At 41.7% G+C, this 15398-nt stretch carries 18 protein-coding genes and 1 pseudogene; 11 read left to right on the top strand and 8 right to left on the bottom strand.

Translation table 11 applies throughout. The features are described from left to right. Positions 1-59: 59 nt before the first annotated feature. The 3 genes from AB5935_RS11115 to AB5935_RS11105 form a co-directional block, all read right to left on the bottom strand. A complete protein-coding gene (locus AB5935_RS11115; RefSeq protein ID WP_368327429.1) occupies positions 60-668 on the bottom strand; it encodes a hypothetical protein in 609 nt (202 codons plus the stop codon). Between the two features lie 81 nt (positions 669-749). Further along, complete coding sequence (locus AB5935_RS11110; protein ID WP_057098568.1) at positions 750-1445, bottom strand: hypothetical protein; 696 nt, start codon at positions 1443-1445, stop codon at positions 750-752. Further along, a complete protein-coding gene (locus AB5935_RS11105) occupies positions 1426-2478 on the bottom strand; it encodes a CHC2 zinc finger domain-containing protein (RefSeq protein ID WP_084830356.1) in 1053 nt (350 codons plus the stop codon). Before AB5935_RS11105 ends, AB5935_RS11110 begins: the two co-directional genes overlap by 20 nt. A gap of 610 nt (positions 2479-3088) precedes the next feature. Between AB5935_RS11105 and AB5935_RS11100 the strand changes: the two genes are divergently transcribed. Together AB5935_RS11100 and AB5935_RS11095 are read left to right on the top strand one after the other, a co-directional pair. After that, complete coding sequence (locus tag AB5935_RS11100; protein WP_229061165.1) at positions 3089-3337, top strand: hypothetical protein; 249 nt, start codon at positions 3089-3091, stop codon at positions 3335-3337. Next, positions 3327-3581 (top strand): hypothetical protein, encoded by a 255-nt coding sequence (locus AB5935_RS11095; RefSeq protein ID WP_057098570.1) that lies wholly within the window; start codon positions 3327-3329, stop codon positions 3579-3581. Before AB5935_RS11100 ends, AB5935_RS11095 begins: the two co-directional genes overlap by 11 nt. A gap of 172 nt (positions 3582-3753) precedes the next feature. Here the strand turns inward: AB5935_RS11095 and AB5935_RS11090 are convergent, their stop codons facing one another. Beyond that, positions 3754-4695, bottom strand: coding sequence for a ComF family protein (locus AB5935_RS11090; protein ID WP_229061167.1), 942 nt, complete (start codon positions 4693-4695; stop codon positions 3754-3756). A gap of 231 nt (positions 4696-4926) precedes the next feature. Here AB5935_RS11090 and AB5935_RS11085 point away from each other — a divergent pair, with 231 nt between their 5' ends. Both AB5935_RS11085 and AB5935_RS11080 read left to right on the top strand, forming a co-directional pair. Then, positions 4927-5220 carry a helix-turn-helix domain-containing protein gene (locus AB5935_RS11085; protein WP_057098571.1) on the top strand — a complete coding sequence of 98 codons (294 nt, stop codon included), beginning with the start codon at positions 4927-4929 and terminating at the stop codon, positions 5218-5220. A gap of 1 nt (position 5221) precedes the next feature. Continuing rightward, entirely contained in the window at positions 5222-5539 is a 318-nt protein-coding gene (locus tag AB5935_RS11080; protein WP_057099542.1) for a helix-turn-helix domain-containing protein, read from the top strand. A 93-nt stretch (positions 5540-5632) separates the two neighbouring features. On the opposite strand, the gene AB5935_RS11075 is transcribed toward AB5935_RS11080, so the two are convergent. From AB5935_RS11075 to AB5935_RS11065, 3 genes and pseudogenes are all read right to left on the bottom strand, one after another. After that, on the bottom strand, positions 5633-6931 hold the full coding sequence (locus AB5935_RS11075; protein ID WP_057098572.1) for a site-specific integrase: 1299 nt from the start codon (positions 6929-6931) through the stop codon (positions 5633-5635). Between the two features lie 260 nt (positions 6932-7191). After that, positions 7192-7653 (bottom strand): annotated as a pseudogene (locus tag AB5935_RS11070) (acyltransferase family protein); the annotation flags it as partial. 306 nt (positions 7654-7959) lie between these two features. Further along, positions 7960-8121 carry a hypothetical protein gene (locus AB5935_RS11065; RefSeq protein ID WP_157196197.1) on the bottom strand — a complete coding sequence of 54 codons (162 nt, stop codon included), beginning with the start codon at positions 8119-8121 and terminating at the stop codon, positions 7960-7962. Positions 8122-8286: 165 nt separating this feature from the next. Here AB5935_RS11065 and AB5935_RS11060 point away from each other — a divergent pair, with 165 nt between their 5' ends. The 5 genes from AB5935_RS11060 (at position 8287) to AB5935_RS11040 (ending at position 12684) form a co-directional block, all read left to right on the top strand. Beyond that, positions 8287-9459 carry an iron-containing alcohol dehydrogenase gene (locus AB5935_RS11060; protein ID WP_007838886.1) on the top strand — a complete coding sequence of 391 codons (1173 nt, stop codon included), beginning with the start codon at positions 8287-8289 and terminating at the stop codon, positions 9457-9459. After that, positions 9459-10214 (top strand): creatininase family protein, encoded by a 756-nt coding sequence (locus tag AB5935_RS11055; protein WP_022185102.1) that lies wholly within the window; start codon positions 9459-9461, stop codon positions 10212-10214. Before AB5935_RS11060 ends, AB5935_RS11055 begins: the two co-directional genes overlap by 1 nt. Positions 10215-10422: 208 nt before the next feature. Beyond that, a complete protein-coding gene (locus AB5935_RS11050) occupies positions 10423-10689 on the top strand; it encodes a hypothetical protein (RefSeq protein WP_007838891.1) in 267 nt (88 codons plus the stop codon). 115 nt (positions 10690-10804) lie between these two features. Continuing rightward, complete coding sequence (locus tag AB5935_RS11045) at positions 10805-11959, top strand: DUF4221 domain-containing protein (protein ID WP_007838893.1); 1155 nt, start codon at positions 10805-10807, stop codon at positions 11957-11959. After that, complete coding sequence (locus AB5935_RS11040; RefSeq protein WP_007855379.1) at positions 11956-12684, top strand: DUF1573 domain-containing protein; 729 nt, start codon at positions 11956-11958, stop codon at positions 12682-12684. Before AB5935_RS11045 ends, AB5935_RS11040 begins: the two co-directional genes overlap by 4 nt. A 64-nt stretch (positions 12685-12748) precedes the next feature. Here AB5935_RS11040 and AB5935_RS11035 read toward each other — a convergent pair whose 3' ends face one another. Then, positions 12749-13192 (bottom strand): acyl-CoA thioesterase, encoded by a 444-nt coding sequence (locus AB5935_RS11035; RefSeq protein WP_032952818.1) that lies wholly within the window; start codon positions 13190-13192, stop codon positions 12749-12751. Between the two features lie 122 nt (positions 13193-13314). Here AB5935_RS11035 and AB5935_RS11030 point away from each other — a divergent pair, with 122 nt between their 5' ends. Beyond that, positions 13315-14592, top strand: a complete 1278-nt coding sequence (locus AB5935_RS11030) for an O-acetylhomoserine aminocarboxypropyltransferase/cysteine synthase family protein (protein ID WP_032946159.1) — start codon at positions 13315-13317, stop codon at positions 14590-14592. A 10-nt stretch (positions 14593-14602) separates the two neighbouring features. Further along, the gene (locus tag AB5935_RS11025) at positions 14603-15331 is read left to right on the top strand and encodes an SDR family NAD(P)-dependent oxidoreductase (protein WP_117596140.1); all 729 of its coding nucleotides are present in this window, start codon (positions 14603-14605) and stop codon (positions 15329-15331) included. The last annotated feature ends 67 nt before the right edge of the window (positions 15332-15398 follow it).

The raw sequence follows: 15398 nt of genomic DNA, 5'->3' as shown, positions 1-15398 counted from the left end.
AATTATCTGCAAATTCAGTAATGAGAGGACGTGTAAACGCAATAAGGACGTTCAAGGGCTTAGTTGCGGATTTGAGGGTTATAAAGCAATTTTAGTGAAATGGACGGGAAGAAATTCTTAATATCCAAACTCACCTCTGTTAGATAATTATGATTGCTCTGATATGCCCGACAATGTTCAATTACATTTTCTGTGTATTCTTTGTACTTTGTCTGCCACTTATGGAACAAGTATTGCACATTCGTACTGGGTATGTTGCCATAAAAATTGTGCGGCACAAGCTTAGACAAGTCCGACAAATTTCTTTTGCCTTCTTTGTAGTTGTCTTCAAACATCAGACAGTTCAGAATGCTAACAATACATATAAGGTCAGTTAGTCGTGCCGTATGCAGTGGACGGAATTTCAGTATCTCGTCATCATAATTCTTTAGTTTGAAATAGACTTTAGCATCAAACAGATTTTCATTAGCAGAAAAAATCCACTGAAGTTTCTGTTGGCAAACATTTATGACCTTTTCTATCAGTTCAACATTATGTTTGTCTGTGAGTGCATAATATAATTCCAAATCATTTTTGGCTATTACGTCAATCACCTTACCAAATTCATCAAGAAGTTTAACTGGCTCTTCTATGTTCAATAAACCTTTGTCAAATATGTATGACTCCATACAGAATATCGCATTGAAGATATTCCGACTATCAAGAATTTTTTTATACAATTGATATTGAGTTATATCCAGCGCCATAGTTTAAATCTTGTCTTTTTTCTCCGTTAGCTCTTTCCACGCAGCTAATACCTGCATAACTCCATTGAGGAACGGATTTAGTTCGTCACTATATTTGCGATAACACGTCAATAAAGTGGTATTACCGATTTTGGCGGATATATAGTATCCGTACTTGACCTTGTTGATTTGGTAGAAATTCTCCCAATTAACAACAGTCTTTACAAATGGCTTGTCATCAATAAATTTCACATCAAATAATTCATTAAACTCAATATGCAAATCTTTATTTCCATGGAGGTCTATTTTCATGGTATTTATGTCTACAATAACATAACTAATGAACTTATAAGCCTCAGAGAAGAAATTAACATATTTGTCCATTTGCTTACGCAGGTAATTCCACGAATAATCGAAGTTTGTATTTGATGACAAAAAAAACGTATAACCAAATAGGAACTCATTTCCATCCACATAGACTTCAAGTGCTTCTTTTATGTCATCCATGTTATCTTTCTTTAAGTCATACGATGGGAGGTGTAAGCCAAAGATAGACTGGAGTACTTTCAGCTTATGCCTAAAGTCACGACGATCTTTCTCATCTTCGGGAGTATCTTCTACGTATTCTTCCACAGTTGTCTGTATATCTTCAAACAATTCCTCCTTTGTGTATAACACAGCCCCTTGTGCATTAACTATTTCAACTTCTTTGTCTTCCATGCTTCGCTATATAATAATCACTATAATCCTTTATTCCTTCAGGAAGTTGTTCCGCTTTGAGAATCGCATAGTGATTGATAAAAAATCTTCTAAGATTAACAAATGCTAGCCTCCCAGCATTGTCCTGATCAGGATACATATGCAGTTTGTAAGTCTTCAACTTGATCAAATCAAACTGTGGCAGTATCGTTGCGCTCGGTATAGCCACAGCTTTCTTTCCAGCCGAAAGCAGTGCCAAGCAATCAGTAATTCCCTCGCTTATATACAAATCCTCACCAAACTTCATCGTATTCAAAACAGGCAGATTGAACAACCTAGTCTTCTGTGAAGATATAAACTGAAAACGCGGAGCTTCCACATTGGTTCCCAAGTATCTTGACTGCATACCTACCAAGTTGTTTCTTTTGTCATAGTAAGGGAATATTAAACAGGGAGTGAACAAGCGGAAGTATAACTTTCCGTTAGTGATAGTTATGAAACCACTATCCTGCAAGGTTTCTGAATCGAAAGCCTTGACCATTTTTTCTACCAATAACTTAGAATCGTCGATTGATACAATGTTTAATTGTTTTACTATCTCTGTGTTAAGAAACCGTTTCCCAAACAGGAACTGCTTTCCTTTTTCAGTGAGTGAATTATTGTCCAAAATCCATTGGGCTACATCCTTAGAAAACGGTTTCTCTACATCTTCTAACTTTAGTCTTTTTTTGTTACGGATTGCTTTTATACGACTCTTAGCAGGAGAATAATTTTCAAAAGAAATTCCGAACGTTTGACACAACCACTGGCACGCTTCCACAAAGTTAAGTTCCGTGTATTCAGTCACAAAATCAATAGCACTGCCTCCCTTGTTGCAGACAAAGCAGTTCCACCTCTCCCTGTTCTTACCAAAGAACGACAAACTTGGGTGATGGTCTTCGTGCATAAAGCATAATGCCTTATGCCTTAGTACTTCAATACCAAACCGTTCTGCCACACTCTCGCAAGAGAGACCGCAAAGCAAGGATATGGTTTCTTGTGGTATTCTTGCCATAATTTGCAGTTATGCTATGATTAGTACTTCAAAAAAAACATTACGCTCTTTCTGTTTTGTAGATAAATTGTATGCAGAAAGCTTATTATCGTAAATAACATTTTTCATTTCTTCATCAATCTAAGTAATGTTCGTAGTGACTCAACCTCTTTGCTGACCTTATTCATCTGCTTGAAATTCTCCAGATCTATCAGAATGTCTTTTCAAAACAAATTTCAGTATCCTTCAGATAGTGGAGATTCACTTAAGGAGAGTTTATTATCAAATCACACAATCTGTGCCACAAAGATAGCTATTTTTCTGAACGTATAGAATGTGGCATACATATTTTCTATTCAAATTAATTCTATTCACAATGAATTTTCCACCTTTATAATAAAACAGACCTAAGAAATATGTTATATAAAAATGCCAGTATTGAAAATATATCGCTATCTTTAAACTTAATACAGTAGTCGCTGCGTTTGTGGTTTTAAGGATGAATATATGTTTGCTATCATAAAAAAGATACAAGAAAACATCCGTTGCGGTATTCATCGCATTGTCGGTCTGGGTGTATCAAGAACTACGACCAACTATCATTTTCCATACTCCGCAAGAAAGAAAATACTTGGGGAAAGTATCTACTATTAGCGGAACTATTGATAAGTTGTATATTAAAAATCACTCGGCTAAATATAGGCACCCCTATACTTGGAACTGGAAAGAAGATGGTGAAATAGCCTTCTTCTCTAAAAATCATAATATCTTATTGATGAAGGAAGATATTGATTTTTGGAGATTGGATGTGTATCTGGACGAAGAGGGGAATTATGTAAGGCATACTGAAAGAAAATACTTCCGGCTTCATGCAGAATAAGAAGAAATTGATATTGCCTGCCATAGGTGCATTGGCTGGGGTACTATTCTCCTTATGGGACACATTTGTATCCTATGGAGATGCAGCCCCTTTTGACGAACCTGTCAAGACAGCCTTTATCCATGTTGTTTCATCCGAAGCGTTTATCTTTCATGCATTGATATACGGATTTGCTGGTGGCGTGACAGTTTTCCTTGCCTGTCTGATTCTATCCGTGTGCCGGAAGAAGATGAAAACATCCTGAAAAGGAGATAGCTGACCTTAAACCGGACAGGCGCATTTACACGTTAGGGATTGCAAGGGAAAGCCCACAGCATAAGCGAGAACTTGTAACGAAAAGCCCGACCGTTTACGGGAACGCCAAAAAATAGCCCACATATCATGGGGCTGGCATTGTTTCCCATATTTACCCGTCATTATTCCTGTTCGTCCTCAAAAGCGATGGTCTTGGCGAGGAACAGACCGATTACGAATTTCGCTCCGTGTTCGATCAATCTGCGGCGTGTCTGTATGAATCCTTCGCCAGTTGTCAGTAGATCATCAATTAACAGGATGCATTTGTCCTTGATATATTCAGGATGAAATTGCAGGTTTGCGGTCTTGTCCTGCCCGTGCGTGCCTTTGAGTTGGGGACGGTCGGCGGCAAGGGTGATAGCCCCGTAGCCGTCGGCTATTCCGATGTCCGCCGATAGTTTCCGGCAAAACTCTTCGTAACGGATGCGGTTCTTCTCACGGGTGGATGCGGGAATAGGAACGAGTACGGCACGGTGCTTGTTCTCCTGAATGGCACGGATTCGGCTGATAGCGATGGAAAAGAGCTTGACGGTGAGGTCGGTTTCGTGTCCGGACTTGAACTTGAAAATAAGGTTGGAAACCTTCTTGCCCTCAAAGGTGATCTTGTCGTTGCGCCGGACAGGGCAATAATCATACAGGTAAAGGCATAGGCTGCCGTCCAGACGGAAAAAGCCCTGAAAACGGTTATCCAACGGGTAAAAGGCTTTTCGGAAGTCGTTCAGGAAGGTAAAGACGAGAACGTTGTTCCAGAAACGGGCTTCGTCCTCGCTGCCGGACTTCAAATAGTACATGAAGCCTGCCAAATGCCCGCTTTCGTACAAGCCCATGCCGATAGTCAGCCTCTCGTTGAAACAGGTCTGATTGACGATATACCATCCGTAAGACGCAAACTGCCGTTCGTAATCGGAACGGGTTTCGAGAAGGAAATAGAATTTGCCGTCGTCCTCGAAACGGATCACGTACTCGCACCGAAGGGCGACCTTACATAAAATGCGGTTTTCTTCCTCGAAAGTTTCGGGGATGGCAAGAAAGGTGTATTGTGCTACAAATATAGGGCGTTCCATCGTTACACGTGTTGTTCGGTTACAAAGGAATGGATTCCCGGAGAACCGACCAATTAAAAACGGAAAAAATATGCTGGCTGCAAGAAAATATGTTGCTCTCTGCTTCGTTTTGCACCGTATCGGGAACGACAAAGCTACAAGTGTGGAGCAAAACACGGACAAGCGGTACATAAACGCACGGGCATACCTGTAACAGTCTGTATATTTGCGGGAAACAGTAAATTATCGGATATGGAAATAGTGACTATCGAGAAGAAAACCTTTGAAGAAATGAAAGAAAGGTTCAACAAGTTCAGTGAGCATTTGCAACAGTTGTGTTCACGATACCGCCCGCCGGAAAAGATGAACTGGCTGGATAATGCGGATGTGTGCGAGAAACTCAACGTGAGCAAACGGACATTGCAGACGTACCGTGATAGCGGAAGGCTGGCATACAGCCAGATAAACCATAAGTTGTATTACAGGCTGGAAGATGTGGAAGCGTTCTTAACGGAAATGAGCAAGGAACTGATAGAGGATGAATGATATGGAAGTGATTACAAAGGACATGGAAGAGGTAAAGGTGTACTTCGAGGCTCTGGAACGGGGCACGAAGTACGTGGATAACGTAACGGCGAACTTTCACCCGGTGATGAACGGTGAGGTGTACCTGACGGGGGAAGAGGTATGCCGGATATTGCATATCACTACCCGTACCTTGCAAGACTACCGGGCGCAACGGATTATCCCGTTCATTTCGTTGCCGGGCAAAACACTGTACCGACAATCGGACTTGTTGCGTATGCTGGAAGAGAACTATGTGCAGATGAAGCAAAAGAGCAAACGAAGGAAAAGTTCTACTTAACTTTTGGGTGCGGTGCATGGGTAAATGTAGCAAAGGCAGGAATTTCCAAACGGAACTCCTGCCTTTGCTGTGTTTTGCACTTCCCCGAAGGAATCAGGCGGTTTCACGCATGGCGACCGCCTGCTGCTTGCTGACCTTTTTCTGTTTCCTGTCAAGGACTTTCTTCTGCATGGCTGCAAGGTTGCCGGAGATCGAACGGAAATCGGAGCTTACCATCTTGTTAGTCACTTCGGCATATATTTGGGTGGTGCTGATATGCTTGTGACCGAGTATCTTTGAAAGTGCCTCAATCGTACCGCCGTTGCAGAGATAGACGGTCGTCGCAAAGGTATGCCGGGCAAGATGGAAGGTGATTTCCTTGTTGATTTTGCAAATGGCGGCTATCTTTTTAAGGTAGTTGTTGCATGTGCCGTTGCCCGGCATGGGAAACACGAAATCATCTTCTGCAAGCCCCTTGTAGCGTTCGATCAGTTCTTTGGCTATCTCCATCAGGGGGACGTTGCTCGATACTTTGGTCTTTGTCCTGCGGGTGATAATCCATTCTTCTCCGTCGAAATCCATACGCTGGATCTTGTTATAGGTGAGAGTCTTTATATCTATGTAGCTCAATCCGGTGAAGCAGCCGAAAAGGAACATATCACGGACGAGGTTGGTCTGTTTATCCACAAACACGGTATTGGCTATCAGTTTCAGTTCTTCTTCCGTGAGGTAGCCCCGGTCGGTTTCCTGCATTTCAAGGCTGTACTCGCTGAACGGATCGGTACGGATAATTCCCCTGCGCCAAGCCTTGTCGGTCAGGCTGAGTATGGGCATGGTGTAAATCCAGAGAGTGTTTGCGCTCAATCCCTTTTCATTACGCAGGTAGCTGTCGAAATCGTCTATGAAGTCTTTCGTCAGTTCCTTGTAAGCCATATCGGTACGCTTCCTCTTCTCCCACATGAAGGCTTCGAGATGCTTGTAAACGGTCAGGTATTTGTTATAGGTGGACTTCGCACGGAGTTTCTTTTCCACCATTTCGCCAAATTCCTTGTTCATGGTCTGGAAGTCTTTAAGGATGCAGTTCTCCATCACGCCGATGCCTAAAAAGGCGTTGCGCACCTTCTCGGAAGTGACAAAATCGTCCACCCGGAGTATCTGGTAGTAGTGGTTGTTGATGCGGGCTTTGATCTCTTCCAACTGCGGGTTGATCTCCAAGGCTTCGACGGACTTGCCGCTTACTTTTCCGGCTTCGGCGTTCCACAAGGAAGGGGTGACGAACAGCTTTGCGCTGAACGTGGCAATATCGCCGTCAATGGTGATACGTGCCATTACAGGGGCTTTTCCGTCACTTACTCTGACTGCTGTTCTCTTCACGTAGAACAGGACTTTAAAGGTGCTTCTTTTTGTTTTCATAACTCTAAATATTCGTTTGTAAAGGTAATTACTTTCCCGTTACCACGAGTTATGAAGAATTACGCAAAATAGTGAAACAGAACTTATTACCATTACAGTAGGGTGTCATGGATTAGGTAATGACTTAGTACCTGAACTATGGCTTAACCCTACTTTTTGGGGCTTTTTTTGCCGGGGGCTGTTTCTTTCCGCTTTGCTACTAAGATGCTGATATGCTTATTTTTAAGCTAAACTTTGCTTTTCTTTGCGACTGTTCCCGATTTTTTAGCAAAAAACAACGCTAAAAACGGAAACAAGAAATAAAACAACTGTTCACATCCCAAACTCCAGGAAGGACTGTCGAAATAAAAAAAGTAATCCATCCGGGGAACAAAAGGGTGCAAAAGGAACAGCGCAGGAATAAAATGTTTCAATCCTTCCCCCCAACCCATCGGGTTCAATAGATTACCTATCACGGCTACTCCCAATAAGGTCGCTATATGCAATGGATAGATACGGGCGATTCGTGCCACCCAAAACTGGCGTTTCGACACTTTCCGCTCCACCAGCTTCTGCTGATAATTATAAGCGATAATAAAACCACTCAATATAAAGAAGAAACTCACGCCTACAAAACCCTCTTTATAGAAATGAGTTGAAAAGGTGGAATCAACGACATAGCAATGTGCCCCGAAAACCATCAGCGCAAAAAAGAGCCGTAAGGAAGTTAATGTATTAATCATAGTAGCATTCTTTTCTCAATTGAATGTAAAGGTACATTTCTTTTCCGAACTATTTATTCACATAGAACGGAAAAACAGATTGGACCGCATTATTCACCAATAAATAAAAATATCATCCAATAACCTTATATCACGAACGGGCTTATATCACGCAACAAAATCATATCTTTCACAGAAGCGACGTATTGTTTTTCTGACTCGACAGTGGGCAAGTTGTACAATTCGGACAAACCGCCTTTCTGTAAATAGGTCAAATAAGAAGCCCGGCCGGCAAGTTGCTGCATCAACTGTAAATATTCAGCATAACTATAGGGCAATATATGAAATTCCACATAACGTCCCCACAAAATTGCCAATCTTGTCGGTATAAGCTTTCCGTTCCAGTCCCAATTGATACGTATTTCCGCCCCAAAGGTTATACTTTTCTAAAGCTTTCCATTTATCGTCCATGCTCGAATCTTTTCCCACAAAGATAGTTTTTTTCGATTATACTCGGAAAAACATATCTATCTCAAACTGAATTAAAGAAAACGAATACAATCCGGCAGTATGTAAAATTTAACAAATTACTTAAACAAGCAAACTATTATTTTCCTACATTTGTTACCAGTGAAACTTTAAATACGAAAGAACATGAAAGCAAATCCTGTATTTAGTTTGTACATCCCTACCAAATTAGTATTTGGTTGCGGAGAAATCAAGAAATTATCCAGTGAAAAATTACCGGGGAAAAAGGCACTAGTCGTCATCTCATCCGGAACTTCCATGCGGAAATATGGGTATCTGGAAAGAGTACTCGCCCAATTAAGACTGAATAATGTAGAAACACTGGTTTACGATAAAATCCTTCCCAACCCCATCAAAGAACACGTCATGGAAGCAGCCGCCATCTGCCGGGAAGAAAAATGTGACTTTGTAGTAGGCCTGGGAGGCGGAAGTTCCATCGACTCCGCCAAAAGTATAGCTGTTATGGCCTGCAACGACGGTGACTACTGGGATTATGTATCAGGGGGTAGTGGCAAAGGACGCCCCGTAACCAAAGCACTTCCCATTATCGCCATCCCTACCACCGCCGGAACCGGAACGGAAATGGATCCATGGACAGTGATTACCCACGAAACGGCTCAAGAAAAGATAGGCTTCGGTTGCCAGCTGACCTTCCCTACCTTATCTATTGTAGACCCGGAACTGATGGTTTCCATTCCCCCGCACCTCACCGCCTATCAAGGGTTCGATGCATTCTTCCATGCCGCAGAAGGTTTTATCGCCAATTGTGCAACACCCATCAGTGATCTTTATGCCTTAGAAGCCATTCGTTTGATCTACAAATATCTGCCAGTAGCTGTAGCCGACGGAAAGAATTTGAAAGCGCGTGCCAAAATTGCTTGGGCCAGCACCTTGGCAGGCATGGTGGAGGCCACTTCCAGTTGTACTTCTGAACATTCATTAGAACATGCCATGAGTGCTTATTATCCACAACTTCCTCATGGAGCAGGACTCATTGCCTTGTCTGAGACATACTTCGAAACTTTCCGGCATGACTGTACAAAACGTTACATGAAAATGGCTGAAATGATGACCCAGAAAAAGAGCAACCGTCCGTCCGATTTCATTGATGCATTGATTACACTGCAAAAAGAATGTAAAGTACATTCTATCAAACTGAGCGAGTTTGGCATCCAATCCGAAGATTTCCCCAAATTTCTGCAAAATGCAAGAGATACGATGGGAGGACTGTTCACTCTCGACCCACGCCCGATTACAGACGAAGAAATCCTGCATATCTTTAAAAAGTCTTATAAATAATGGATAAAGAACTAGACCTTGCCGTAACCTGTTACGGCAAGGTAAAACCATTGAAATATGATTTGGTCCTCCTCCCTTGGGGGGCTACCGAACCGCATAATCTGCACCTGCCTTATCTGACAGACTGTATTCTGAGCCACGACATCGCACTAGATGCTGCTAAAATGGCAAAAACACATTACGGTATTCGTTGCATGGTCCTGCCTTACGTCACTGCCGGTTCACAGAATCCGGGACAACGCGGGCTGGATTTCTGCATCCACTATCGCTATGAAACGCAGAAAGCGATTTTAAGCGACATAGTTGCCTCTCTATACGCCCAAGGATACCGCAAAATGGTCATTATCAACGGACATGGCGGCAATACATTCAAAAGTATGATACGTGACTTGTCACTGGACTATCCCGACTTCCTGATAGCCAGCAGCGAATGGTTTGCCTTTGTTCCTGCTAAAGAGTACTTTGATGAACCGGGTGACCATGCAGATGAATTGGAAACTTCTGTTATGATGCATTATCATCCGGAATTGGTAAATTTAGACGAAGCCGGAAACGGAGATTATAAGAAGTTCACCTCACAAATGTTGAATGAAAAAGTGGCATGGATTCCGAGGAACTGGCAAAAAGTTTCGCAAGACACCGGTATAGGCAATCCTAAAAAAGCAAGTGCCGGAAAAGGGAAGAAATACGCCGAAGCAGTCGTTGCAAAATATGCATTGCTGTTTGAAGAGTTGGTACATAAAGAACTTTATTAATAGTTTTAGAACTAAATAGGTTTATTTTCTTCATAATAAAAAGCATAAATTTAGCACATCATATAAGTCACATTCAATTATATCACTGCATATAAACCAGTTACCCAACAATATATTCTGAAAAATATTCCAAAATATATTTGATATAATAAAATTCTAATGTACATTTGTGAAGTTAACTATATACTAACCTTTAAAAGCAGATCTTATGAAAAACAAATCACTTTTTTTAGTCCTAGTCATTCTTTGTTTGACTAGCGTAGAGATCTATTCTTCCCGACAAGAATTAAAGTTTGATGCACCTCTTCCGAGCAACACAGAAAACGGAAATGCTCGCAGTGATTACGGACCTCCCGGTGAAGGAGATAAATGCTGGTATTTCGATGGAGCGTCTTCTTGTGTAAATTTTTCATTCAATAATTGTTATGAAGACCCAAACCAAAGGTGCGGAAGAGATGAAGGAGCTCCCAATTAATTTAACCGACTAGCAAATCATTCCATAGGGTATTTAAGATCTTTCCTATTCATAATTAGTTGATCCAATCTACAAACTGAAGATAATTAAATACCCTATATTTAATCTATAGTGTATGAAATATTTTTTGTATATCTTCACTTATCTGCTTCTAGGAGCATCGTGTTCATCTCCTTCTCGTCCAATAGACTATGGTACAGAATTAACAGCTACAGACTCCATCTGCCTGTCTATAGATGAACATACACATTATGAAAGCAAATCTATATTCCAATTTGAAGAAAACGGACATGAGTATCTTTCCTTTTTGAATGAAAAAGCAAGCTATAAAGTTCATATCTATGATTTGGATACCAAACAAGTTATTAAAACAATTCATCTACAAAAAGAGGGGAGAAATGCAATGCCATCAACTAATGGCTGTTTTCCACTTAGCTCAAAGCATTTTTTAATTACAACTTGGAATGGAGTTTTTGGAATTATCAATGAAAAAGGAGAAGTGGAAAATAAGAATAGCTTTTGGAAAGACAGCGTAAACTTTCATGCTTTCGACCACATTTGTTGCATGAGTTATACATATCGACCTGCCATAATTAAGGATTCTATTTTATATTTCAGTCAATCATTATTAAAATATCCCCGTAAAAAAGATGAATGGGATAAAATACCCATATTTGCTTATGCAGACCTTCATAAAAAAAAACTAGGGTGGACAGAACTACGATACCCATCTATTTTTAACAAAGATGAGATAGACTACATTCTGTATGACCCTGAAATCAGTTACACATATACAGGTAAAGAAGTTGTTGTTTCACTGGGACAATATGACAGCATATTTGTATCTTCTGATTTCAAACATAAAAAAGCGTATAATGCTAAAAGCCATTATCTGCCCCACGTGCGTCCAGTCTCCCAAAATTTACAAATTGATTTATTCAAAACCATACATGACAGAGGATTACAGCCCCATTACCACCACTTGATGTATGATAAATACCGAAAAGTATTCTATCGGTTTGCCTTAATGCCGGATGATAATATAAAACCATTCTCCAACAATCCGCATCAAAGTTTCTCCATCATCATTCTAAACAAAGACTATGAAATTATTGGTGAAACAAAATTTCCCGGCAACACCTATGCCCATCACTTGTGCTTCGTAGGTAAAAAAGGCCTGTATATTTCAGAGAATAATGAAAATAATCCTCAGTTTGACGAAAACAAACTGGTATTCAGGTGTTTCACACTTCAAGGCCGGAAAAAATGAAGAAAAAGAACTACTCAATCATTCTATGTGGAGGACTGTTCCTGGCAAGCTGTATGTCCAATAATGACAAATGCCTTCAAAAACTGTTTGATGAAGTCGGAGTTGAGAAATCACAAATCCACAATGCCACCCACCTTGTTACCATATTGGGTAATGGTTGCAAAGGATGCATACACAAAGCTCTGTCAGAAATACATAACTCGACCGATACTATTTATATAATTGCATGTAAAAGTAAAAAGACTTTCAATTTAATTGCCAATAAAAATATAGATGACTACTCCAATGTATATCTAGACACTAAATCCATATTAGTGGAATTGGATATGGCTAAAAACACACCTAGAGTCTACCTTTTAAATAATGGTAAATATGTGTCGCACTCTTTTTATGGAAATGAATCTCCCAGCGAAGAAGCGAACACCACCATTACATTCAACACAAATGAGATAGATTTAGGCAAAATCAGCCGCACGGAAAAGGCAAGAATCAAATTCACAATATGGAATACAGGGAAGAACATAGTAAGAATCAGTCATATAGATCTTTCATGCGAATGTTTGAATATTGAAAATGAAATTACTGAAATAAATCCGGGAGACAGCACTTGTCTGAATATCATTTTCCATCCCGATGACATAGGAAAGTTTCAAAGAGAAATTTTATTATATGGTAATTTTGACTCATCTCCCAAACTTTTAACCATTACAGGAGAATGCTTTTAATAAAATAATACAATCTCGCTATAAATAACTTTTTAGCTATTTATAGCGAGTATACCATCCATTTCTACCCTTTTGAAAGTTCCTCCAACGTTTTTTCCTCGTACCTGCAAATGGCCTCCTTATAATCCTCGGAAATCAATTTCGGTTCTTTGGTAGCCAGGTCATAACCTACCATCACCGTGCGGCACTCACACTTCACCTCATGGGTATCCGTAGTCACGGCACGCTGCAACAAAGTAAAACTCTTATGCCCCAAATGTACCACAGCCGTTTCTATCACCAGATGATCCGAGAAAAATACCGGCATAAAGAAGTTTGCATTGATATTGGCCACCACAATAGCCAGCTTACTCCAGTCGGCACTGCCAAACACATCTTTTATATAAGTAGTCTTTGCCAAATCATACAAAGAAAAGTAAACTGAATTGTTCATATGACCAAACTGGTCCACATCGCTGAATCGTATCTGCACCGGCATAGTATGCCTGAATTTTATATCCTCTGCCATAGTTAAGCTTATTAAAATCGTTCAAATATAACACTTTTCTCAATAATTGAACCCTAAATGACAGATTATTCTTAATTTTGCTGCGAAATAAATGAATATGTAATTTTAATAACAATATAAACATGGATAAGAAGTATAGCAGGGAGACCTTATGCGTACAGGCAGGCTGGACTCCGAAAAAAGGCGAACCGCGCGTTTTGCCTATTTATCAAAGTACCACATTCAAGTATGACACCAGCGAACAGATGGCGCGTCTGTTCGATCTGGAAGATTCGGGATATTTCTATACACGCTTGCAAAACCCCACCAATGACGCCGTCGCCGCAAAAATCGCAGCATTGGAAGGTGGTGTGGGTGCTATGCTGACCTCGTCCGGCCAGGCTGCCAACTTCTATGCCATTTTCAATATCTGTCAGGCAGGCGACCACTTCGTATGCTCGTCTACCATCTACGGAGGTACATTCAACCTGTTCGGCGTCACGCTGAAAAAACTGGGCATCGAGTGTACCTTCATTGACGCCAATGCATCCGAAGAGGAAATAGACCAAGCTTTCCGCCCGAATACCAAAGCGTTGTTCGGCGAAACCATCTCCAATCCGAGCATCGATGTGCTGGACATCGAAAAGTTCGCACGCATCGCACACAAGCACGGTGTGCCTTTGATTGTGGACAACACCTTCGCCACTCCCATCAATTGCCGCCCGTTTGAATGGGGAGCGGATATCGTCACCCATTCTACAACCAAATACATGGACGGTCATGCCACCAGTGTAGGAGGCGCCATTGTGGACAGCGGCAACTTTGACTGGGAAGCCCATGCGGACAAATTCCCCGGTCTGACCCAGCCCGACGAATCTTATCACGGACTGACTTATACCAAAGCATTCGGCAAAATGGCTTACATGACGAAAGCAACCGCCCAACTGATGCGTGACCTCGGCTCCATCCAGTCTCCGCAAAATGCGTTCCTGCTGAATCTGGGATTGGAAACATTACACCTGCGCGTGCCCCGTCATTGCGAAAACGCACAGAAAGTGGCCGAATGGCTGGAAGCCAACCCGAAAGTGAAATGGGTGAACTATTGCGGACTGAAAAGCAGCAAATACTATGATCTGGCACAGAAATATATGCCAAACGGCTCGTGCGGTGTCATCGCTTTCGGCTTGAACGGAACCCGTGAGGAAGCGATAGAATTTATGGACAGGCTGAAATTCATCTGCATCGTAACCCATGTGGCCGACGCACGGACCTGCGTACTGCATCCCGCCAGCCATACTCACCGCCAGCTCACCGACGAACAGTTGCGCGAAGCGGGAGTCGCTCCGGACTTGATTCGTCTTTCAGTGGGCATCGAGAATGTAAACGACATCATAGCCGACATTGAGCAAGCTTTACAATAAGACGAAGCGGATGAAAAGAATCATTATCATTGGCGCCACTTCCGGCATCGGACTGGAAGTGGCGCGATGCTATCTGAAAGACGGCTGGCAAGTAGGCGTGGCAGGACGTAGAGAAGAAGAACTGGAAAAAATCCGGTTATCCGCGCCCGGACAGGTATGTACTCAGACAATAGATGTCACCCGTGAGGACGCCCCTTTCTCATTGGAGCAACTGATTACTAAAATGGGAGGTATGGATGTGTTCCTGCTCAGCTCGGGCATAGGCAAACAAAATCTTTCACTTCAACCCGATATAGAATTACAAACCGCCGCCACCAATGTTTCGGGATTCATACGGATGGTCAATGCCGCCTATCACTATTTTGAGCAACACGGGAAAGGGCATATAGCCGTAATCAGCTCCATAGCAGGCACCAAAGGGCTGGGATCCGCCCCAGCTTATTCAGCTACCAAGCGGTTTCAGAACACGTACATAGATGCATTGGACCAATTGGCACACATGAAGAAACTAAACATCTCCTTCACCGATATCCGTCCCGGATTTGTCGCCACTCCTTTGCTGAAAGATGATAAATATCCGCTGCTGATGCATACTTCCCAAGTGGCATCTCAAATTGTAAAAGCCATCTCCCGAAGGAAAAGAGTAGCCATCATAGACTGGCGCTATCAGCTTATCGTATTCTTCTGGAAATTGATTCCCGGATGGTTATGGGTGAGGCTGCCTGTGCGGAACCAATAATCCCCAGCCAATATCATTTCATAAGAAAAACCCCTTGTTCTCATCTTGAACTTGCGAAAGATTTGTA

Origin of the sequence: Phocaeicola sp. RTP21198st1_B8_RTP21198_201120 (assembly GCF_040929485.1) — a bacterium.
Classification (GTDB): domain Bacteria; phylum Bacteroidota; class Bacteroidia; order Bacteroidales; family Bacteroidaceae; genus Phocaeicola; species Phocaeicola dorei.
The sequence above is the reverse complement of the archived record's forward strand: the minus strand, read 5'-3'. Positions and strand labels throughout refer to the sequence as shown.